This is a genomic window from Ruegeria sp. ABM4_193, assembly GCF_056158705.1.
Window position 1 is genome coordinate 2,490,083 of sequence record NZ_JBSWTT010000001.1, and the last position, 22,094, is coordinate 2,512,176.

The window sequence follows — 22,094 nt, forward strand, 5'->3', positions numbered from 1 at the left end:
GCGATGGCATTGCCGGTTAAGGATCAGATGAGATACTGGGGCGTTGCCACTGTTGTTTTTGTATTGATCCTCTGGGCCTTGGGAGATGTCCTGCTGCCGTTTGTGATCGGCGGGGCCATTGCCTATTTCCTTGATCCCGTTGCGGATCGGCTTGAACGGCTTGGCCTGTCCCGCATGGCGGCCACAGCAATCATTACCGTTGTTGGCATTCTGGGGTTTGTGTTGGCTATCCTGATGGTCGTGCCAGCCCTGATCACCCAGTTGCTGGATCTTGTGGACGTGATGCCTGAACTGTTTAAGCAATTGCGTGGTTTCGTAGAAAAACAGTTCCCATCCCTGTTGGACCGGGAATCCAGCACGCACCAGATGCTCGTGTCTTTTGGCGAAACGCTCAAGTCTAAAACCGGGGACGTTTTACAAACGGTGCTGACCTCGCTGGGGTCTGCCATCAACATTGTGGTTCTTCTGGTGATCGTGCCGGTTGTTGCAGTCTACCTTCTGTTGGACTGGGATCGCATGATCGCCCGGATTGGAGAGTTGCTGCCACGCGATCACGCCCCCACTATCAAACGCTTGGCGAGCGAGATTGATGCCGTTCTGGCCTCCTTCGTGCGCGGGATGGGTACGGTCTGTCTGATCCTTGGCACGTATTATGCGGTGGCCCTGATGCTCGCGGGTCTGCAATTCGGTCTGATCGTGGGTTTCATTGCGGGGTTGGTGACGTTCATTCCCTATCTGGGTGCTTTGATCGGTGGCACGCTGGCCATCGGACTGGCACTGTTCCAGTTCTGGGGCGACTGGGCTCATATCGGCCTGATCGCGGGTATTTTTGCCATTGGGCAAGTGACCGAGGGCAATTTTCTGACACCCAAACTGGTCGGGAATTCCGTTGGGCTTCACCCGGTTTGGCTGTTGCTGGCGCTGTCGGTCTTTGGCGCGCTGTTTGGCTTTGTCGGGATGTTGGTTGCCGTTCCGGTCGCAGCGGCCCTTGGCGTTTTGGCTCGGTTTGGAACCTCGCTCTATCTGGACAGCCGCCTGTACACCGGTCTTGAAAGCCAGGATCAGGAAACCGAGTAAATGGCCCGACAACTCAGCTTTGATCTGCCCGCCAAAACTGCGCTTGGGCGCGAGGACTTCTTTGTCTCGCCTGCCAATGCTTTGGCCGTAGCAATGATCTCGGCCACGTCCTGGCCCGGAAACAAACTGGTGCTGAGCGGCCCTGCTGGCGCTGGCAAAACTCACCTGGCGCATGTTTGGGCCGCTGAAACCGGCGGTCGCATCATTCAGGCGTCTGAATTGCGCTATGACGATGTACCGGAACTGGCGCGAAAGCCGATTGCAGTCGAAGATGTCCCGATGGTTGCCGGTGATCTGGAACAGCAGAAAACGCTGTTTCACCTGCACAATCTGGTTCTGGCCGAGGGGCACGCCCTGTTGATGACAGGCAGGCTTGCGCCGAAGTTCTGGGAAATGCCGCTGGCGGATCTACAAAGCCGGGTTGAAGGGGCCCACCACGTCGCGTTGGATCCGCCCGACGATGCGTTGCTGGGCGCAGTGCTGGCCAAGCTGTTTGTGGACCGTCAGTTGAATCCCGGCCCCGAGGTCATTGCCTATCTTGTCAAGCATATGGACCGCCGGTTTGAAACCGCCGCAAATGTTGTCAAACAACTGGACCACCTGGCATTGACGGAAAAACGTGACATCACACGCGCATTGGCCGTCCGGGTTTTAAACACGAGCCCGGATGAGATCGAGACGGGTGATTGACCCGCAAGCTCCAATTTCGCATCCTCTGACTGCACTATCTGGAAGACACATGGATCAGACCGTCGAAACCGACATCCCGGACTGGGGACCCTTCGGAAAACCATTGTTCGACGACCCTGGCACGCGGGCTCTGTCACGGGTCGGGGTGGTCGATGTTGGGTCGAACTCGGTGCGAATGGTCATCTTCGACGGGGCGGCCCGATCACCCGCATATTTCTACAACGAAAAGGTAATGTGCGAACTGGGCGCGGGTCTGTCCGAGACAGGGCGTTTGAACCCGCGCGGGCGCGACCGCGCGCTGGCGGCGCTGCGTAGGTTCCAGCATCTGGCAATGGATCTGGATCTGCCCGGGCTACACGTGGTGGCCACAGCCGCCGTGCGAGAGGCCGAAGACGGCCCGGATTTCTGCGCGCAGGTCAAAGCGGAAACCGGGCTGCATGTGGCCGTGATCGACGGCGCTGAAGAGGCCCGCCTGTCAGCGCAAGGCGTGTTGTTGGGCTGGCCCGGTGCTTACGGCCTGATCTGCGACATTGGGGGCTCGTCGATGGAATTGGCCGAAATCGGCGACGGTCAAGTCGGCCGCCGTGTGACCTCAGCCCTCGGGCCGCTGAAGCTTCGCGACATCAAGGGCGGGCGACGGGCGCGCAAGGCGCATATCAAGTCTACGATGGAAGAGCTGCGCGATCAGATGGGGCCGCAGCGGGATCGTCTGTTTCTGGTCGGTGGCAGTTGGCGAGCTTTTGCACGACTGGACATGCTGCGGCGGGGCTATCCGCTGAACGTGCTGCACGAATACCGCATGACCACCAAACAGGTGCGTGAAACGATCAAGTTCATCGAAAAGAACGATCCCGACAAGCTGCGCAGCCAAGCTGGGGTCTCAAGCTCGCGCATGTCGTTGATTCCTTATGCGATGGACGTGCTGGCGCGGCTGATCCGAACGTTCAAGCCCAAGGATATCGCGATTTCAAGCTATGGCATCCGCGAAGGCCTGCTTTACGAACAGATGTCACAGGAACTGCGCGACCGCGACCCTTTGATCGAGGCCAGTCGTTTTTCCGAAGCCAAAGATGCGCGCCTGCCCGGCTTTGGTCGCCACCTTTATGATTTTGTGATGCCCTTGTTCCGGTCAGCACCGCCCAGCCGGGTACGCCTGATCAAGGCGGCCTGCCTGTTGCACGACGTCACTTGGCGGGCCCACCCGGATTACCGGGCCGAAGCATGTTTCGACTATGTCACCCGCGCAAATCTTGGTGGCCTGAAGCATTCCGAGCGTGTTTTTATCGGGCTAGCATTGCAGCATCGTTATCGCAACAAACGTGAAGGCAACCGTTTTGCCCCGTTGTATGAGTTACTGGACGAGAAAGACCAAAAACAGGCCGAGATCCTGGGTAAGGCCATGCGATTTGGCGCGATGCTGTGGATGCACAACGATGCCAATATGGGACGACTGAAACTCTATCCCAAAAAACGCGAGCTAGAGCTGTACCTGCCCGAAGCTGCGGCACCATTGTTCAGCGAAGTGGCCGAAGCGCGCCTGAATTCACTGGCAAGCGCACTGAAATCCGAAATGCGCGTGATCATCAAGAACTGAAATTGTCTCAGATATCAGTTGCGCCTTCGGGAACCTCTTCATCCTTGTCTTCAGGCTCGGGCAGATCTTCAATCGGTTTTTTGCGGATGATAATGTCGCCGTTGGGCAGGATTTCCGGCACTTCATAAGCGCTCCAATCCTTGACCTCAGCCGCCAGTTCCGCCAGCGCGGGGCCCATCTCTTGCAGGAAAGATTGCATGGCCGGCCCAAACTCGTCCGCCATCCCAAGCAACTCATCCAGCGCTGGTTCCATTTCCTTGCGCAGCCCTTCGAAAAACAGCTCAGCCCCCTGCTCCATCAGGGATTTTCCAGTGTCTTCTTGTGCCAGTGTCGGCACCGCCAAAGATGCCCAAACGGCGCTGATCAAAACAATCCGTTTCATAACGTTGATATAAGCGTTCAGACGCAAGCTGCAAAGACTACAGATCAATATCCAGAGTGACTGGGAAATGGTCCGAGGCTGCCAACAGCGCCTGCCGCAACTCTGGTTCAGACCAGCATGCAACATCCCGAAACGGGTGCCATATGCGCCAGGCTGGATCAAAGGCACGCAAATCCTCTGAGATCATAATGTAGTCCAGCAACGCCTCAAGAAACCGGCCTTCGTCGGGGCGCGCGAAACGTGCAGTGGACGGCACTGATCCCGGCCTGAACTCATGCGCCTTGACCGCATGCGGATCGTACAGCCCCGCTTGCAACAAAATCTCAACCGACGACCGTCCGAACAGATGTTCAAACTCATCCAGACCCGGTCCGTCATTCAGATCGCCTAGCAAAACGACAGACTCATTCTGCGCCAAATGCGCCTCGACCCTTCTGGCCAGCCAAACCGCCTGCGCAAGTTGTTTGCGGCGATTGGCAATCGAAATGCGGATCGCCTCATCCCTTGAATCTGCCCCATGCGGCGCTTTTGACTTTAGATGCGCCCCGATCAACCTGACGTCCTTGCCCGAACGCGTTGTCAGAGCCAGTTCCATTGGCGGTTTGGAAAACCGGACGATGTCTTCGGTCGCATCAACATCCAGGTCAATTTTGAATTCTCCATCGAACCGAGGGGCGGACAGGTCGTCGGCGTCTCCTTTTGGGTCGTGGCGCACGTGCAGAACTGACCTGTCATATAGCAGCGCCAATTCCTGATGTGTGTCATTGGCAAAACCCATCACCGCGTCAGAGGTGCGAAGATCGAATGCCTCGGCAAAGGCCTGCAGTGCGCGTACCGTGTTCTGGCGTTTGCCGGTATTCGGTGCCTCAACGATCAGAACCGCATCAGCATCTATCGCGGTCAGAACCTTGGCAATTGCCTCGACCTGCTGGGCCTTGGTGACGTCGTGCCTGCCCGACCAGCTTTCATCGACAATGAGGGCGTCGTTTTTGTCGAAAAGATTGGCGAACCACTCGATATTATAGGTCGCCAGCCGCATCTTCTCAGGCCGCCGCGCCGTTGATTTCATCCCAGGCGCGGTTGATATCGATCATCTTTTTTTCAGCCAACCGGATCGCTTCTTCCGGGACACCGCGTGCCATCATCGCGTCTGGGTGAGTCTCGCGAACCAGTTGACGCCAGACTTTGCGGATCTCAGTTACCGGCATGTCCCGTGATACGCCCAGCACCACGTAAGGGTCATTGGGTGCCTCGGGTACAAACCGCGCGCGCAAGGCCAGAAACTGCGCGTCGGTCTGACCAAAGATGCGGCTGACCTCTTCCAGGAATTCGTTTTCATTGGGATGGTAAAACCCGTCTGCCATAGCGATGTGGAACAGCCCTTCCATCAGGTCGCAGAGGGTCGTGTTGTCTTCGGAAAACATCCGGGCGATCTTGCGGGCATAGTCCTGGTATCCGGCAACATCCGTGCGCGCCATATTGAAAACCCGTGCAGCGCCTTCTTCATCCTCGCGCGCAATCTGGAACACGTCGCGGAAGGCCGTGACTTCGTCCCGCGTCACCTGCCCGTCTGCTTTGGCCATTTTTGCACCCAACGCAATGACGGCAATCGTGAACGCAACCGAGCGTTCAGGCGGCGAGCGTAGCTTTTCAAAAACAGCGGTCAGGCTTTCGCCCTGTGCAAGGGCGCTGAGCGCGTCGGATATGCGGGTCCAGATCGACATGGCCGTACCCTAGCGCCACAATCCGGGACTGTCAGGTGCGATAGATCATTCCGGTGAAAGAATTTTCTGCATCAGCACAAGATCCAGCCACTGCCCCCATTTGTAACCGACTTGAGGCATATACCCGACCTGTTCGAACCCCAACGCTGTGTGGAATGCAATGGCAGACGGGTTTGCGGACGAGATGCCAGCAACCAGCACATGGACGCCTTCGGCACGCGCGGCCTTTTCAAGTGCCGCCATCAGGGCGCGGCCAGCACCCTTGCCGCGCGCGTCGGGTGCCAGTTGGATCGAGTGTTCCGAGCTGTGGACATACCCGGGGCCTGAGCGGAAAGGCCCAAAGGTCGCAAACCCGACCACGCGGCCTTCAATTTCTGCAACCAAAAACCCGGGACCTCGGGCGAGGATATCTTCGGCGATACTCTCAACGCTGCGGGTATCGGTTGTGAACGTCACCAACGTCTCGCGAATGATCTGATTGGTGATCTCGGCAATCGCGTGTGCATCTGCAAGCTGCGCCTGTCGGACCTTCATTCCAACACACGCACGCCGTGCGGGGTTTCAAACTCGGCCCGCAAAGCGGCTGGCCCAGTGTCGAACACCACCCAGTCCAACGCGCCAAGATGCGTGGCTAAGGTCAGCGCATCCGGGTGGAACACGACCAACCTGCGAAGACTGCAGCCGCTGTCCTGCAACATCTGCGCCGGGTGCAGATCCCCCTGCCACTGAATCAGCGCGGGAAACAGGTTGTCAAAGGAAAGTCGGCCGGTCGGTGGCACGGCCATGCGCCAACTCAGGGCCCCGCGTGTCAGATCAATCGGCGTTCCAACACCATCGGGAAACACCGAAAGAGACGCTTCGATATCCGGCACGCGACAAATCCAATTGGTCAGCCGCGGTTTACCTGTGAACCGGTCCAGATCGAACCAGCGGGTCCGTTCCGGCGTGGGCGCGTCGGGATCAATGGCAATTGCCTCAAGATACAGGCCGTCCTTGAGTCCCAGCAATCGATTATAGGTGCCAAACTTCTCGTGTTTGCCGCCCGCCTGCAGCGCAACGCCCAAAGCCTGTTCGACATGCGCGGATGCTTCTTCCAGCGTTTCTCCGGCGACGGCCAGATGATCGAGCAACATGCGCCCCTCCTAAAAACAATTCGACCAGACCCAATCAGGTCTGGTCGCATGTTTCCGCCATCGGCGCGCGATCACAAGATTTTTCGACGAAAAACCTTAGCCACTGTTTAGCCGCGCGCTTCGCTGATCAGACGCAGGATGTCCTGCGCAGCTTCGGGGATATTGGTGCCCGGCCCAAAGATCGCTTTCACCCCATGATCATACAGGAACTGATAATCCTGTTGCGGGATCACGCCTCCGCAGATGACGATGATGTCCTCGGCACCAGCTTTCTTCAGCTCTTCCACCAACTGCGGGGCCAGCGTCTTGTGCCCTGCAGCTTGCGAGGAAATCCCAACCACATGCACGTCATTGTCCACCGCGTCCTGCGCGGCCTCGGCGGGTGTCTGGAACAAAGGCCCGACGTCGACGTCAAACCCAATATCGGCAAAGGCCGTGGCGATGACCTTGGCACCCCGGTCATGCCCATCCTGACCCATCTTGACCACCAGCAAACGGGGGCGACGCCCTTCAGCTTCGGCAAACTCTTCAATGGACTTCTGGATCGCGGCAAAACCTTCGTCACCTTCGTATGCCGCGCCATACACCCCGGCCAGGGTTTTCACTTCGGCACGGTGGCGACCGAATTCCTTTTCCATTGCCATGCTGATCTCTCCTACGGATGCGCGGGCGCGGGCGGCCTCGACCGCAGCAGCCAGCAGGTTGCCACCCTCGCGGGCAGTTGTGGTCAGCGCGTCCAGCGCAGCCTGACACGCTGCCTCGTCGCGGGTTGCGCGGATACGTTCCAGTCGCGCGACCTGTGCTTCGCGCACCGCAACGTTGTCGACATCCAGAATGTCGATCGGATCTTCCTGTTCTTTGCGGTACTTGTTGACACCGACGATCACCTCGTCGCCCCGGTCGATCATCGCCTGACGGCGCGCCGCGCTTTCCTCGATCCGCAGTTTGGGCATGCCGCTGGCCACGGCTTTGGTCATGCCGCCCATCTCCTCGACCTCTTCCATCAAAGCCCAGGCCTTTTCGACCAGTTCGTTGGTCAGGCTTTCGATGTAATACGAACCGGCCAAAGGATCGACCACGTCGGTCACGCCGGTCTCTTCCTGCAACACCAACTGCGTGTTCCGCGCGATACGCGCCGAAAAGTCGGTTGGCAGAGCAATCGCCTCGTCCAAAGCGTTGGTGTGCAAGCTTTGCGTACCGCCCAGAACCGCACTCATTGCCTCATAGGCTGTGCGGATCACGTTGTTATAGGGATCTTGCTCCTGCAACGAAACGCCCGAGGTCTGGCAGTGCGTCCGCAGCATCTTTGACCGCTCGGATTTTGCACCGAATTCGGTCATCACGCGATGCCATAGGGTCCGCGCCGCACGCAGTTTGGCGATCTCCATGAAGAAGTTCATGCCGATGGCGAAGAAGAACGACAAACGCCCCGCGAACTTGTCCACGTCCATCCCGGCCTCAGTCGCGGCGCGCACGTATTCGCGCCCGTCCGCCAACGTATAGGCCAATTCCTGCACCAGGTTCGCCCCGGCCTCTTGCATGTGGTAGCCCGAGATCGAGATCGAGTTGAACTTGGGCATCTCGTTCGAGGTGTATTCGATGATGTCCGAGATGATCTTCATCGACGGCTCAGGCGGGTAGATGTAGGTGTTCCGCACCATGAACTCTTTCAGAATATCGTTCTGAATGGTGCCGGACAGCAGGGATTTGTCATGCCCTTGTTCTTCGCCCGCGACGATGAAACTCGCCAAAATCGGAACCACCGCGCCGTTCATGGTCATCGAGACCGAGACCTTGTCCAAGGGAATGCCGTCGAACAGGATCTTCATATCCTCGACGCTGTCGATGGCCACACCGGCCTTGCCCACATCGCCCACAACACGCGAGTGATCACTGTCATAACCACGGTGTGTCGCTAGATCGAAGGCGACCGAGACGCCCTGTTGACCGGCTGCCAGATTTCGGCGGTAGAAAGCGTTTGACTCTTCAGCGGTTGAAAAACCTGCGTATTGCCGAATGGTCCATGGACGACCGGCATACATCGTCGCCTTCACCCCGCGTGTGAACGGACCAAACCCGGGCAGAGAGCCCATATGTGGCAAATCAGCGGTATCTTCTTGCGTGTACAGCGGTTTGACGGCGATGCCTTCCAGCGTTTCCTTTGTCAGATCGTCCAACGGACGTCCGCGCAGCTCTTTCTCGGCCAACGCTTTCCAGTCCTTCTTGTCGGTCATTTCAATTTCCTCTCGTCAACTCGGGTGGCGGCCGCAAAAAGCGTCCGCATTGAGGTCCTGCGCTTGACCATTGCGTCGGGGCGCAAGCGCGAAATTTTGAGTGTTCTGTGTAAATCGTCAGTCGCAATCGCGGAGACAGGGGCTATATTCGAAAGAACAGGAGGCCACATGACTCGCACGCTTGCCTTTGTTTTCTCGGCACTAATCCCTCTGGCCGCTTGGGCGGCGGACGGCACGGCGCCCTCGGATGACAGCTTTGTTCGCCCGGTCGGGGACAGCGAACTCAGCGAATTTCTATGGGTCAACCGGCCTATCGTAGTTTTTGCGGACACACCTGCCGACCCGCGCTTCCAACAACAGATCGACATGCTGCTGGACGGCGAAGAGGCCATGCGTGACCGGGATGTGGTGGTTTTGACCGATACCGACCCATCGGCGCGGTCTCCGATTCGGTCACAGTTGCGTCCACGTGGGTTCCAGATGGTGTTCGTCGACAAGGACGGTGTGGTCAAACTGCGCAAACCTGCCCCTTGGAGCGTGCGAGAAATCGGTCGGTCCATCGACAAGACACCCCTGCGTGAGCGCGAAATCCGCGACCGGCGCGAGGGCGGTTGAGCGCTTTCGCAATACCCCGCAGCTCCGGCGCAGAACGCCGAAGACCGTCGGAGGTATAGTGAAAGCACTGGCATGATCACTCGAACTCGATGATCACTTCGTCCACGGCAAGGCTGTCGCCGGGGCCAGCGTTGATCTTTGCAACCGTGCCCTTCTTCTCGGCCCGCAAGATGTTTTCCATCTTCATCGCCTCGATGGTGCACAGCGCCTGACCTTCCTGAACTTCCTGCCCCACTTCGACATCAATTTTCACGACCAGACCAGGCATCGGGCACAGCAGCATTTTCGAGGTATCCGGCGGCAGTTTTTCCGGCATCAGTTTGGCCAGCTCTGCCTGTCGCGGACGGCGCACCAGAACCTTCAGGTCGGCCCCACGGTTGCGAATGCGGAACCCGCCCGAAACCTTGCCAACCTTCAGAACCAACGGGCCGCCATCGACATCTAGTACGGCCAGCTGATCACCCGGCGTCCAGTCCGAGGCCACACGCAGGGTCGAGCCATCTTCGAATTTGACGGTTGCCCCATCTTTGTCAGCGTTGACCTGAACCGGGAACTCGTGGCCTTCCAGCGAAACAACCCAGCGTTTGCCGACTTTACGTTCGTGATTGTCCATCCGGCCCGACACGCGGGTGCGGCGGATCTCGGCCACGCGGTGCATTGCTGCGCAGGATGCCGCGATCCGGCGCAGATCAGCTTCGGGCAAGGAAACACCTTCGAACCCATCTGGGTATTCTTCAGCAATAAAGGCGGTGGTCATGTCACCACTGATGAATTTCGGGTGGTCCATCACAGCAGACAGGAACGGCAGGTTGTGACCGATGCCTTCAACCTCGAAACTGTCCAGGGCAACGCGCATCGCCTCAATCGCGGCTTCGCGGGTCGGTGCCCAGGTGCAGAGTTTTGCGATCATCGGGTCGTAATACATGCTGATCTCGCCGCCCTCGTAGACGCCGGTATCGTTGCGTACGGCGGCCTCACCCTCAGGCGCTTCGCCCTGCCATTTGCCGTTGACCAACATCGGACCGGCCGCAGTTTCCTGCGGAGGACGATACCGGGTCAGACGGCCAATCGACGGCAGGAAGTTGCGATAGGGATCTTCCGCATATAGGCGGTTTTCAATGGCCCAACCGGTCAGCGTCACGTCATCCTGCGTGATCGTCAAAGGCTCACCCGCTGCCACACGGATCATCTGTTCCACCAGATCGACGCCTGTGATCAGCTCGGTGACCGGGTGTTCCACCTGCAGACGGGTGTTCATTTCAAGGAAGTAGAAGTTCTTTTCACCGTCAACGATGAATTCCACCGTGCCTGCGCTGGAATAGCCAACCGCCTTAGCCAAGGCCACGGCTTGTTCGCCCATCGCCTTACGCGTTGCTTCATCAAGGAATGGCGACGGTGCCTCTTCCACCACTTTCTGGTTCCGGCGCTGGATCGAGCATTCGCGCTCGCCCAAATAGATCCCGTTTCCGTGGCTGTCACACAAAACCTGAATTTCGATGTGGCGCGGCTGGGTCACGAATTTCTCGATAAAAATCCGGTCATCCCCAAACGAGTTCGCAGCTTCGTTCTTGGACGACTGGAAGCCCTCGCGCGCCTCTTCGTCGTTCCACGCAATCCGCATGCCTTTACCACCGCCACCGGCGCTGGCTTTGATCATGACCGGATAGCCGATCTCATTCGAGATTTTGACCGCCTCATCTGCATCCTCGATCAGCCCCATATAGCCCGGAACCGTCGACACGTTTGCGTCCTGAGCGATTTTCTTCGACGTGATCTTGTCGCCCATCGCCTCGATTGCACCTTTCGGGGGACCGACAAAGGCCACACCTTCAGCTTCCAGCGCTTCGGCGAATTTGGCGTTTTCCGACAGGAACCCGTAACCCGGATGCACCGCCTGCGCACCGCTTTGGCGAATGGCGTCCATGACCTTGTCGATCACGATGTAAGACTGGTTCGCCGGGGGCGGGCCAATGTGCACGGCTTCATCCGCCATCGACACATGCAGCGCGTTCTTGTCCGCATCCGAATAAATAGCAACTGTGCCGATACCCATTTTGCGGGCGGTCTTGATGACTCGGCAGGCGATCTCGCCCCGGTTGGCGATCAGGATCTTATTGAACATGGAACGTCCTTTGGCTTGGTGTTCTGGAAACGCAAAACGCCGCCGCAGGGAGCGATCCCCACGACGGCGTGATGCGAGATGACGGACGAGGCGACAGGCGCCCCGAAATAGATGCGTTAGTTACAGGTGTTCTGTGTTTTGCAATACAGCACGTTGCCCGCTGCGCCGACGGCCGCGCCGAAAAGCGGGTCTGCGTTGAGAACGGCTGCGCCAACAGCGCCGGCCCCGCCGCCCAAGATTGCCTGTTCGCCCGTTGTGTCACCGCAGGCTGCCAAGCCTGCGCAGGCCGCCGCAACAAAGATGAACTGAGAGATTCGCATGATATCTGCCCTTTTTGGTTTCTTGATTTGTTGAGGGTCAGATGCGCGAAGCGCGGTCTGTTATTCAATATCAATGTGCGCGCAGGCGGGATATGTGCAGGTTTTTGCCTCTTTTCACCTGCCAGACGCCCAAAGAAAAACGCGGACAGGTTTTTGTGGGGAACACAAGCCTGCCCGCGTAAGGAAGGGGTACGGAATAGTAGGTGCATGTGCGGCGCAGGCAAAGTAGAGCCGCACGGCCCACTCACTGTGCACGCCACAATATCACCTGCAAACACAGTATTGTTTCCACGCGATATCTCGGCTGGTTTCTGCCCACACCGAGACAGCTCACGCAAATTCGTGCCGATCCAGGATCTCTGGTAAATCGGTGTCAGCCCCTGCCTACCCGTCACATTGCCGTTACATTTACCCAAACAGAGGCGGCCGTTTGCACGTGCGGCATCACGCAGCGACATTTTTCTGCACTGCAAAAGTGCATTCACATTCATATGGTTGACAGATCGGTTCACCCTGACGTGATTTTTCCAGGGCCGAGTCGCACATTTCCTTGAGATATTTGGGCTTTTTCGTCCCATTCTCGTGATTTCCGTCGTCACGGGCCGCGTGAAACGGTGCGGATGCACACTCGCACACAAGGAAACACCCACATGATGACGACACGAATGAAGGCACTCCTGCTTGCTGCCTCGGCGCTTAGTGTGACCGGCACGCTTGCCTATGCTCAGGATGCCCAAACTCAAGCCGAACTCGATGCCTTGCGCGCACGGGTTGAGGCGCTGGAATCCGCCGATAGCAGCCCCGCTGACGGAGATTTTCGGATCGGCAACACCACTTTGGACGTTTATGGCTACGTCAAGGCCGACTTCTTCTACGATTTCGACTTTGATCAGGGCGATACTGCCTTTGTGAACGTCATCGGTGAACCGTCTGCGGCAACCGATGGCACCTTTGGTGCGACAGTACGCCAATCGCGGATTGGCCTGCGGACCACCACGCCAAGTGGGATCGGCGACATCGGGGGTCAGCTGGAGCTTGATCTGTTTGGCTCGGGTGGCACCGCCGAACTGCGTATACGCCACGCAAACATCACGATCGGTGATCAGTTCCTGATCGGCCAGTACTGGACCAACTTCCAGCCGCTGGACACTTATCCCACCTCGGTTGAATTTAACGGCCCGGTCGGGATTGCCTTCGCCCGTGTCCCGCAGCTGCGGTACACAGGGCAACTCGGGGGCAACGCTCAGTTCGCCGTTTCGGTGGAAGAAAATGTTGGCGGTTCGAACTCTGACGATCCGGTCTTGACGGCTTCGGCGGAATACAATGACGGCACATATATTGCGCGGGGCGCACTGCTGTATGGCAAAGCCAATTCCGGCAGTGTGGAAGTTGACCAAACGGGTTTCACTGCCTCTGCCTCGGTTCGCCCTTGGCAAGGTGGGCTGTTCCAAGTCAACTACGTGACGGGTGAGGCCCTTGGCCCCTATCTGATCGGCCTTGGCGATGCGATTGTCGGCGGGCAAGCGAACGATGTGGATGGCTATACCGTCGAATTCAGGCAAGACCTGAGTCCAAAATGGAATGTCGGCATTGCGTACGGTCGCGAGAATTATGATCTTCCCACCTCGACCGGCACATTGTCCTTCACCGAGCTGGAGACGATCCATGTCAACGCCTTCTACAAGGCAACTGACAACCTGACGCTCAGCGCCGAGTACATCTATGGAGAGCGGAACGACGCGCCCACTGGCCGTACCTTTGACGGTAGCCGCGTTCAGCTGGCCGCTCAGCTCAACTTCTGAAGCCGCACACAGATCCTGCCCAGTTGCGGGCAGGATCGCCACGACACCGGATTCAGCATACTGATATGCGGCAGCCAATGACAAAATCAGCCCACCCCGTCGATGATTTCGGGAAAAGATGCGCGGGCCACATCCACATCAATGACCAAAAGCGCGTCATAGCTGGACGGATCAAACGGGTCCTCTGCAGGCACAACTTCGCGCCCGAACAACCAGCTCAGGCGACCCGCGTCCAGATTGCCCCGCTCGAAGGGCTGATCCCCGAAATGCGCCCAAAGCGCTTCCATGAACGCGGTATCCGCACGCTTGTCGGCAGGCTTACGGTCGCGGAACCGTTCCCGACGCGTCAAAGGTGTCACGCCCTTGGGATTGGCCCTGCGAATGGTAAACTGAAAATCCGTGCCAGACAGACGCCCGGGGAAGCCGCGATGCTTCAGCATGGCAATACCTCCGGCTTAACGCTGACAGACAAAGAAATATCAAACCCGAAAAGGGATGGGATCATGTTGCGCACCTCCGAAGCCGCACCGTTGGTCTGAGATGCTCTGACGTCAAAAAAGAAAGAATTCATGGTCAAAGCCCCTCCCAGATACACCGGGACTGCTCCAGCCGGTAGGCTTCAAAAAACTGCGTCGCGTCCGGGGCGGCATCGCCAAATTCTACCGGTCGGTCCGCCAATGAAATAACGACCCGCACAGGCTGTAAGTCATGCTGGGCCACATAGGGAACGGCCAGTATTTGGCACAGATGCTCCATGTCTTTGGACGCAACATCGTAAGTGATCCGTCCTACCGTCGCGCCAATCTTTGGAGCGATGAAACGAAAGCGCACCCAAAGCTCGCCTGGATTGTTGTCGAGCAAGACATCATCCAAGTGCACAGGCTGGCCAGACGGCACCGGCAACGGCGTATCTGATTGAGCAAAAACGGGTGAGCAGACCAGGCAGATCATCAGACAAATGGCGCGATCCCGGACCCGCCAAGGGCGAGCTCCTCCTTCCGGGATCGCGCGCGCAGTGCTTGTGAACTGCGCTGTTCTATGTCTGATGGGTCGGATCATTCAACTATTTGCCAATTCTTGTCAATTCCGCCTCAATTTTGAGCGGGTTTTGCCCAGTTTTTAGCCTGACGACGCACAGGAACACCGGAGCGGCCTGACCGCCCCAGGTCGGTTACAACGGAATATTGTCGTGCTTTTTCCATGGGTTCTTCAGTTGCTTACCCCGCAAGCTGGCAAACGCTCTGGACACACGACGACGGGTCGATTGCGGCATGATCACTTCATCGACAAAGCCGCGCTCGGCCGCGACGAAGGGGTTGGCAAACCGATCTTCGTAATCTGCAACGTGCTGCTCGGTCTTTTCCGCATCCCCAAGATCTGCGCGATGGATGATTTCGGTTGCGCCTTTTGCCCCCATCACCGCAATCTCGGCTGTGGGCCAGGCATAGTTAAAATCACCACGCAAATGCTTGGACGCCATAACCACATAAGCACCGCCATATGCTTTCCGTGTAATCACGGTCACTTTGGGCACTGTGGCCTCACCATAGGCATAAAGCAGCTTTGCACCGTGTTTGATCACACCGCTATATTCCTGCTGCGTGCCCGGCAGGAAGCCCGGAACATCCACAAAGGTCAGGATCGGGATTTCAAAACAATCGCAGAAGCGCACAAAGCGCGCCGCCTTGCGCGAGCTGTCAATGTCCAGACATCCCGCCAGAACCATCGGCTGGTTGGCAACGACCCCGACGGTCTGACCCTCCAGACGGATAAAACCGGTGATGATGTTCTTGGCAAAGTCTTCCTGGATCTCGTAGAAGTCGCCCTCATCCGCCACTTTGGTGATAAGTTCCTTCATGTCGTAAGGCGTGTTGGGATTGTCGGGCACCAAGGTATCCAGCGACGGCTCAAGCCGTCCGGGCTCGTCAAAGAACGGACGGACCGGGGGTTTCTCGCGGTTGTTAAGGGGCAGGAAATCCACCAGTCGGCGCACTTCGGCCAACGCCTCGACATCGTTTTCAAACGCCGCGTCCGCAACCGAAGACTTCTTGGTGTGTGTCGACGCACCACCCAGCTCCTCGGCAGTCACCACTTCGTTTGTAACCGTTTTGACCACGTCGGGACCGGTCACAAACATGTAAGACGAGTCTTTGACCATGAAGATAAAGTCGGTCATCGCCGGGCTGTAGACCGCGCCACCGGCACAGGGGCCCATGATCACACTGATCTGAGGGACAACGCCCGATGCCGTTATGTTGCGCTGGAACACTTCGGCATACCCAGCCAGCGATGCAACACCCTCTTGGATTCGCGCCCCGCCCGAGTCATTGATCCCGATGACCGGCGCTCCGTTCTGCACAGCCATATCCATGATCTTGCAAATCTTCTGCGCGTGGGTTTCCGAGAGCGACCCGCCGAAAACGGTAAAGTCCTGGCTGAAAACATAGACCATACGGCCGTTGATTGTGCCCCACCCGGTAACGACCCCATCACCCGCAGGCTTTTGGTTTTCCATACCGAATTCAGTGCAGCGGTGGCTGACAAACATATCGAATTCTTCGAAGCTGCCTTCATCCAGCAGCAATTCGATCCGTTCACGTGCTGTCAGCTTGCCGCGTGAATGCTGGGCATCGATCCTTCTTTGCCCACCGCCCAGTCGTGCCTCATCTCGGCGATTTTCCAACTCCGAAAGGATGTCCTTCATGACGCGTATCCCTTTTAAAATTTGACGGGACACTACCTGCAAGACAGTCTGAGCCAAAGCTCTTTTCGGCAAATTTGCAAAGTTTCAGCAACAACATTCTGGATAACTGCAAATTAGCTAAGTATCGAATTGATTTTTCTCAACGACTGGCATTCCGAATTTCAATAGCTATACATGTGAACTATGCAGTTCAGCTTAGGCGCCGCGCAGCGCACACCACCCACATTGGCAACACTTGTCTTGCTCTCAGGCCTATCCGCCCTGAGCATGAACCTGTTCCTACCCAGCCTTCCAAACATGGCCGTGTACTTCGACACCGATTACAAGGTCATGCAACTCTCGATTGCCTTGTACTTGCTGATCAATGCCGTTTTGCAAATCGTGATTGGCCCAATTGCCGACAAGGCGGGTCGTAGACCGGTTTTGCTTTGGGGGCTCGCGCTTTTCCTACTGGCTACTTTGGGATGCATTTATGCGCCGAACGCCGAGATATTCCTGGTCTTCAGGATGTGTCAGGCAGTCATTGTCGTAGGTATCGTGCTAAGTCGCGCGGCCGTGCGGGATATGTACGATCAAGACCAGGCCGCATCCATGATCGGTTATGTGACCATGGGCATGGCCGTGGTCCCCATGATCGGACCTGCAATTGGCGGCATTCTCGAAGAGGCGTTCGGCTGGAAAGCAAACTTCTGGCTGCCATTCGCCATTGGTGCCTTGACGCTTTTCCTGACATTTACGGATTTTGGCGAAACGGCAGCAAAAAGCGGAAAATCACTCATACAGCAATTCAAAGAATACCCCGAATTGCTGACCTCGCCTCGCTTCTGGGGTTACTCACTGGCCTGCGCATTCTCGTCGGGAGCGTTCTTTGCTTATCTGGGTGGCGCACCATTTATTGGAACTGAATTATTCGGACTGAGCGCCGCGCAAGTTGGCATCTATTTTGGCGCACCTGCCGTTGGGTACTTCGCGGGGAACTTCATCAGCGGGCGCTATTCTATGCGCGTCGGCGTGAACCGCATGGTGTTTTGGGGCAGCCTGCTAAATGCTTTCGGCGTCGCCCTATCGGCAACGCTTTTTCTTGTGGGCAGCGGAACGGCGCTCAGCTTCTTTGGACTCATGACCTTTGTCGGCATCGGAAACGGTATGGTCATCCCCAATGCAACCGCCGGCTCCCTGTCTGTCCGCCCGCACCTGGCTGCAACCGCGTCAGGCTTGAGCGGTGCCATCATGTTGGGCGGCGGCGCGGGTCTAAGCGCATTGGCGGGCGCGTTATTGACACACGAAACTGGCGCTATGCCTCTTTTATGGTTGATGCTGACAACAGCCCTTTTGGCTATTTGTGCGATTGCAGCAGTCATCCGGCGGGAACGGCAACTTGGGCTCTAATCGGTTGCGCGGATCACTTTGCAAAGTTAGGATTCGGATTTAGGAAACTTGCAAAGGCCCCCAATGGCGACTCAAAAACTTTATGCGGGCGCAAAGCTCCGCGAGATGCGCACACGTCTGACTCTGACCCAGCGGGAATTCGCAGCCAAACTGGGTGTTTCCCTGCCTTATCTGAACCAGATGGAGAACAACAACAGACCGATTTCGACGACGGTTGTGTTAGCCTTGGCGCAGGAATTCGGCATGGACGTGACCGAACTCAGCACCGGCGACAGTGAGCGGCTGGTATCTGACATGCGTGAGGCATTGGCCGACCCGGTATTCGCCGATGCCCAACCTCCACTGGCTGATTTGCGCCTGACAGCATCCAACGCCCCCGCCTTGGCGCGTGCCTTTATCGAGTTACACAAAACCTACCGCCAAACACACGAACGCCTTGCGTCACTGGACGAAGCCTTGGGGCGCGAAGATGCACGTATTCAGGCCAGTCCGTGGGAAGAAGTGCGAGATTTCTTTCATTATTGCGACAACTACATCGACGCTGTGGACAGGGCGGCAGAATTGTTCGCCAATCGGGCAGACGGCCCCGGAGGGATACGGCAGGCCGCCCTGAACAGCCTGTCAGAGCGCGGTATTCAGGTCGTTTTTTCAGATATGGACCCACTGCGCAGTTACGACGCAGAAAGCAAGATACTGCGCCTGTCCTCGCGCGCTGCGCCGCAAACCCAAGTGTTCCAATTGCTGTTGCAGGTTGCATTGATCAGCCAGGACAAGCTGTTGGAAGCAACGCTGGATTTTGCAAAGTTCCAAAGCGACGAGGCTCGGTCGATTGCAAAGATCGGCCTTGCCAACTATTTCGCAGGCGCGTCTTTGATGCCTTATTCCGTCTTCCTGACCGCCGCGCAAGAAGAGCGCCACGATCTGGAACTGCTCAGCAATCGGTTCGGAGCGTCAATCGAGCAGATTGCCCATCGGCTATCGACGCTTCAGCGCCCCGGAGCAAAGGGGATCCCTTTCTTTTTTGTTCGGGTGGATCAGGCCGGCACGATTACCAAACGACACTCGGCCACGCGCCTGCAATTTGCGCGGTTCGGCGGCGCGTGCCCCTTGTGGAACGTGCACCGCGCCTTTGAAACACCGGGGCACTTTCTTCGCCAACTGGCAGAAACACCAGATGGGGTTCGTTATATTTCTCTTGCACGTGACGTATCAAAGTCCGGTGGATCCTTTGGCGCCCCTGTCCGGCGCTATGCGATTGCCTTGGGGTGCGACGTTCGGCATGCTCCGGCACTAGTCTATGCCGACAATCTCGATATCAATAACGCCAGTGCATACGAACCGATCGGCATATCTTGCCGAATCTGCGAACGGCAAACCTGCCACCAGCGCTCGGTTCCGCCCTTGGAACGTCGCCTAAGCATAGACACCCATCTGCGCGGCACCCTGCCCTACGAAGTCACCTGATCTTCACCTGGCCCAAAATACCTCGGGGGAGTCGCGGCCTAGGCCGCGACGGGGGCAGAGCCCCCGACACTTGGTTTACGCTTTGGACAGGATCGCCCAGATCTCATCCTTCAAAGCCGCGCGTTTTTTGCGCAGCTCAACCTCAGCCAGATCTTCCATCGGATCGACATTCGTTTCTGCCCGATGAACCACGCGGTTGATTTCGTGATACTCGTCGGCCAGCCGGGCAAAATGCGCGTCCGATTGCTTGAGCTGGCTCATCAATTCAACTTTGTCCGGAAACTCTTCAGCCAGTTCATGCGGGGTGTGGGACATATCTGTTCGCTCCATAATAAGTCGTTGCAAATCAGGCGTAGACGCGTCCGGAAGAACCCGCTTTGACGCGGATCAATTTCATGCAGGTTTCATACAGATTTTAGCGCTTTGACGCGCGCCATCCTGCGGCACGGGCGGCGGCGGCAGAACAGAACCAACGCTCGCCGCTGGATGTACTGATCCGGGTATTGGCATAGAAGGTCTGGCCCGGGATGTGGTATATCTTTTCGCCCTTGGCCGAGATGTTTCCTTTGATCCGGCACCCATTGGATGACGCGGACTTCCTGGCGGCGCGATGCACCCAAGGCACTTGAACTTGCTGCTGATGCAGCCCAACACGTCGCGCCTTTGCGTCTTGCTCAGCGCTTTCATAGGCATGTGAATACTTGCGATAGGCAAAGGCCAAACCCAGCCGCACCAGTTGATCGGCTGCATCTTGCGCCTCGAACATACACTTTGCGACAACCCGACCATATCGATCGCGGTCCATCGGCATGCATGATGCTGTTTTTCCCTGGAATAGCTGGCGAACCTCCTGCGTCACCCAAGCACCGCATGGCCACGTTGATCCTTCGGCATCCTGACAGGATTGATCCAGCTCGGGCGCATCGATTCCATGCAGGCGAACTCGGATGCCGCCGACATCCCAAGTATCGGCATCTACTACATTAACTTGGCCTGAAAGACGTTCAGCGGCCAGTGTCACAGATGGCAGAAGCAGAACAAAAACTAAACAAATCCTTAACATGCCCCCGATATGCGCCTGAAATCACGCATATTCAACCGAGGGCATGTCAAAAGGTTAACGCTGTGCCGTTGCCCAGTTCGGGTGGATCCAAGGCCGGTCATTGGCCTTGGGCAACGGGTCTTTGCCCAATAGGGAATCCGACACTTTCTCACCCACCATGATCGACGGCGCGTTGAGGTTACCGTTGGTGATCTGAGGAAAGATCGAGCTGTCCGCAACACGCAGCCCATCCACACCTATGACGCGCCCTTCGGGATCGACCACAGCGTTTTTGTCGTCTGCCCGCCCCATCCGGCAGGTGCCGCAGGGGTGATATGCGCTTTCGGCATGTTCCGCGATAAAGCCGTTCAGCTCTTCATCTGATTGCACGGCAGCACCCGGTTGGATTTCCTTGCCCGCGTAGGGCTTGAATGCATCCTGGCCAAAGATTTCCCGGGTCAGACGGATACAGGTGCGGAAATCTTCCCAATCCTGTTCATGGCTCATGTAGTTGAACTTGATCACTGGCGCGTCCGCAGCTTGAGCGGACCGAAGCGTCACAGCCCCTCGCGACGGAGACCGCATCGGACCGACATGCGCCTGGAACCCGTGACCTTCCGCTGCCGCCTGCCCGTCATAACGAACCGCGATGGGCAGGAAATGGTACTGAATGTCAGGGTATTCTACGCCCGGCTTCGACCGGATGAAGGCCGCGCTTTCAAACTGGTTCGACGCACCCAGGCCGGTTTTTGTGAACAGCCATTGTGCCCCGATCAGACCTTTGCTGAACAGATTCCAATGCTTGTACAACGTGATTGGCTGCAGCGAGGCTTGCTGGATGTAAAGCTCCAAATGGTCCTGCAGGTTGGCACCAACGCCCGGTCGATCCGCAACAACGTCAATCCCGTGCTCGGCCAGATGCGCGGCCGGGCCGATGCCGGACAACATCAACAGCTTGGGCGAGTTGATCGAGGACGCTGCCAAAACGACCTCACGCCGGGCTTTGATGACTTCAGACTTGCCGCCGCGGATCAGCTCCACCCCGGTGGCGCGCCCGTTTTCCATCACAACCCGAGACGCAAGACCCCGTACGATATCGCAATTGTCGCGCTTGAGCGCTGGTTTCAGATAGGCATTTGCCGCCGACCAACGCCGCCCTTTCCAGACGGTCTGTTCCATCGGGCCAAAGCCTTCCTGCTTTTCGCCGTTATAGTCGCCCGTGACCTCGTATCCGGCCTGCTGGCCCGCGTCGACAAACGCGTTGAACAAGGGATTTTCGCGCGGGCCGCGCGAGACATGCAGCGGACCGTTCGTGCCACGCCATGCCGGATCACCACCATGACCCCCGTCGTGCCAGCTTTCCATGCGTTTATAGTATGGCAGGACATCAGCATAGGACCAGCCATCGGCGCCCATCTCGGCCCATGTATCGAAATCACGTGCGTGGCCGCGAACGTAGACCATGCCATTGATCGAAGACGAGCCCCCGATCACCTTACCACGCGGACAAGCCAGACGACGGTTGTTCAGATGCGGCTCGGGCTCGGACTGATAGCCCCAGTCGTAACGCGACATGTTCATCGGATAGCTCAACGCGGCTGGCATCTGAATAAACGGTCCCGCGTCCGTCCCGCCGTGTTCGATCACCAGAACCGAGGCCCCGGCTTCGCTAAGGCGATATGCCATTGCGCAGCCTGCGGACCCTGCGCCTACGATGACAAAATCTGCTTCCATTTCCACAACTCCTGTCCCGCCGAGAAGGTTGGATGCCTCCGGCGGGAGTATTTTCGAAAAGATGAAGA

The 22,094-nt window shown here is 57.5% G+C and carries 21 protein-coding genes; 7 read left to right on the forward strand and 14 right to left on the reverse strand.

Annotated elements, in window-relative coordinates:
- The first annotated feature begins 3 nt into the window (after window positions 1-3).
- Genes ACXADZ_RS12440 through ACXADZ_RS12450 form a run of 3 tightly spaced genes read left to right on the forward strand, consistent with a single transcriptional unit; the run spans window position 4 to window position 3,361 of the window.
- The gene (locus tag ACXADZ_RS12440; RefSeq protein WP_475196755.1) at window positions 4-1,077 is read left to right on the forward strand and encodes an AI-2E family transporter; all 1,074 of its coding nucleotides are present in this window, start codon (window positions 4-6) and stop codon (window positions 1,075-1,077) included.
- Entirely contained in the window at window positions 1,078-1,767 is a 690-nt protein-coding gene (locus ACXADZ_RS12445) for a P-loop NTPase family protein (protein ID WP_171092427.1), read from the forward strand. It abuts the gene before it with no gap.
- A gap of 49 nt (window positions 1,768-1,816) precedes the next feature.
- A complete protein-coding gene (locus ACXADZ_RS12450; protein WP_171092428.1) occupies window positions 1,817-3,361 on the forward strand; it encodes a Ppx/GppA family phosphatase in 1,545 nt (514 codons plus the stop codon).
- A gap of 7 nt (window positions 3,362-3,368) precedes the next feature.
- On the opposite strand, the gene ACXADZ_RS12455 is transcribed toward ACXADZ_RS12450, so the two are convergent.
- The 6 genes from ACXADZ_RS12455 to scpA form a co-directional block, all read right to left on the reverse strand.
- On the reverse strand, window positions 3,369-3,743 hold the full coding sequence (locus ACXADZ_RS12455; protein ID WP_475196759.1) for a hypothetical protein: 375 nt from the start codon (window positions 3,741-3,743) through the stop codon (window positions 3,369-3,371).
- A gap of 37 nt (window positions 3,744-3,780) precedes the next feature.
- Window positions 3,781-4,782 carry an endonuclease/exonuclease/phosphatase family protein gene (locus ACXADZ_RS12460; RefSeq protein WP_475196762.1) on the reverse strand — a complete coding sequence of 334 codons (1,002 nt, stop codon included), beginning with the start codon at window positions 4,780-4,782 and terminating at the stop codon, window positions 3,781-3,783.
- Between the two features lie 4 nt (window positions 4,783-4,786).
- Window positions 4,787-5,467 carry a molecular chaperone DjiA gene (locus ACXADZ_RS12465; protein WP_171092432.1) on the reverse strand — a complete coding sequence of 227 codons (681 nt, stop codon included), beginning with the start codon at window positions 5,465-5,467 and terminating at the stop codon, window positions 4,787-4,789.
- Between the two features lie 45 nt (window positions 5,468-5,512).
- On the reverse strand, window positions 5,513-6,001 hold the full coding sequence (locus ACXADZ_RS12470) for an N-acetyltransferase family protein (RefSeq protein WP_475196763.1): 489 nt from the start codon (window positions 5,999-6,001) through the stop codon (window positions 5,513-5,515).
- On the reverse strand, window positions 5,998-6,600 hold the full coding sequence (locus ACXADZ_RS12475; protein WP_475196765.1) for a VOC family protein: 603 nt from the start codon (window positions 6,598-6,600) through the stop codon (window positions 5,998-6,000). Before ACXADZ_RS12475 ends, ACXADZ_RS12470 begins: the two co-directional genes overlap by 4 nt.
- A gap of 107 nt (window positions 6,601-6,707) precedes the next feature.
- Entirely contained in the window at window positions 6,708-8,834 is a 2,127-nt protein-coding gene (gene scpA / locus ACXADZ_RS12480) for a methylmalonyl-CoA mutase (RefSeq protein ID WP_475196766.1), read from the reverse strand.
- Window positions 8,835-9,002: 168 nt separating this feature from the next.
- Between scpA and ACXADZ_RS12485 the strand changes: the two genes are divergently transcribed.
- On the forward strand, window positions 9,003-9,449 hold the full coding sequence (locus ACXADZ_RS12485) for a DUF4174 domain-containing protein (protein WP_171092440.1): 447 nt from the start codon (window positions 9,003-9,005) through the stop codon (window positions 9,447-9,449).
- Window positions 9,450-9,525: 76 nt separating this feature from the next.
- On the opposite strand, the gene ACXADZ_RS12490 is transcribed toward ACXADZ_RS12485, so the two are convergent.
- Complete coding sequence (locus ACXADZ_RS12490; protein WP_475196768.1) at window positions 9,526-11,571, reverse strand: acetyl-CoA carboxylase biotin carboxylase subunit; 2,046 nt, start codon at window positions 11,569-11,571, stop codon at window positions 9,526-9,528.
- A gap of 116 nt (window positions 11,572-11,687) precedes the next feature.
- Complete coding sequence (locus ACXADZ_RS12495; RefSeq protein WP_171092444.1) at window positions 11,688-11,891, reverse strand: hypothetical protein; 204 nt, start codon at window positions 11,889-11,891, stop codon at window positions 11,688-11,690.
- Window positions 11,892-12,541: 650 nt separating this feature from the next.
- On the opposite strand from ACXADZ_RS12495, the gene ACXADZ_RS12500 reads away from it, so the two are divergent.
- Complete coding sequence (locus ACXADZ_RS12500) at window positions 12,542-13,693, forward strand: DcaP family trimeric outer membrane transporter (protein WP_475196772.1); 1,152 nt, start codon at window positions 12,542-12,544, stop codon at window positions 13,691-13,693.
- Between the two features lie 86 nt (window positions 13,694-13,779).
- Here ACXADZ_RS12500 and ACXADZ_RS12505 read toward each other — a convergent pair whose 3' ends face one another.
- The 3 genes from ACXADZ_RS12505 to ACXADZ_RS12515 form a co-directional block, all read right to left on the reverse strand.
- Window positions 13,780-14,133, reverse strand: coding sequence for a hypothetical protein (locus ACXADZ_RS12505; RefSeq protein WP_171185072.1), 354 nt, complete (start codon window positions 14,131-14,133; stop codon window positions 13,780-13,782).
- A 133-nt stretch (window positions 14,134-14,266) separates the two neighbouring features.
- Window positions 14,267-14,752 carry a DUF6497 family protein gene (locus ACXADZ_RS12510; RefSeq protein WP_171092448.1) on the reverse strand — a complete coding sequence of 162 codons (486 nt, stop codon included), beginning with the start codon at window positions 14,750-14,752 and terminating at the stop codon, window positions 14,267-14,269.
- A 112-nt stretch (window positions 14,753-14,864) separates the two neighbouring features.
- Entirely contained in the window at window positions 14,865-16,397 is a 1,533-nt protein-coding gene (locus tag ACXADZ_RS12515) for an acyl-CoA carboxylase subunit beta (protein ID WP_475196775.1), read from the reverse strand.
- Between the two features lie 183 nt (window positions 16,398-16,580).
- Here ACXADZ_RS12515 and ACXADZ_RS12520 point away from each other — a divergent pair, with 183 nt between their 5' ends.
- Both ACXADZ_RS12520 and ACXADZ_RS12525 read left to right on the forward strand, forming a co-directional pair.
- The gene (locus ACXADZ_RS12520; protein WP_475196777.1) at window positions 16,581-17,786 is read left to right on the forward strand and encodes a multidrug effflux MFS transporter; all 1,206 of its coding nucleotides are present in this window, start codon (window positions 16,581-16,583) and stop codon (window positions 17,784-17,786) included.
- 63 nt (window positions 17,787-17,849) lie between these two features.
- A complete protein-coding gene (locus tag ACXADZ_RS12525; RefSeq protein ID WP_475196779.1) occupies window positions 17,850-19,250 on the forward strand; it encodes a helix-turn-helix domain-containing protein in 1,401 nt (466 codons plus the stop codon).
- Window positions 19,251-19,325: 75 nt separating this feature from the next.
- Here ACXADZ_RS12525 and ACXADZ_RS12530 read toward each other — a convergent pair whose 3' ends face one another.
- From ACXADZ_RS12530 to betA, 3 genes are all read right to left on the reverse strand, one after another.
- Complete coding sequence (locus ACXADZ_RS12530; protein WP_475196780.1) at window positions 19,326-19,565, reverse strand: HP1242/YdcH family protein; 240 nt, start codon at window positions 19,563-19,565, stop codon at window positions 19,326-19,328.
- 100 nt (window positions 19,566-19,665) lie between these two features.
- Window positions 19,666-20,313 (reverse strand): thermonuclease family protein, encoded by a 648-nt coding sequence (locus ACXADZ_RS12535; protein ID WP_475196782.1) that lies wholly within the window; start codon window positions 20,311-20,313, stop codon window positions 19,666-19,668.
- 54 nt (window positions 20,314-20,367) lie between these two features.
- Window positions 20,368-22,026: a choline dehydrogenase gene (gene betA / locus ACXADZ_RS12540; RefSeq protein WP_475196783.1), complete on the reverse strand. Its 1,659-nt coding sequence runs from the start codon at window positions 22,024-22,026 to the stop codon at window positions 20,368-20,370.
- Window positions 22,027-22,094: the final 68 nt, after the last annotated feature.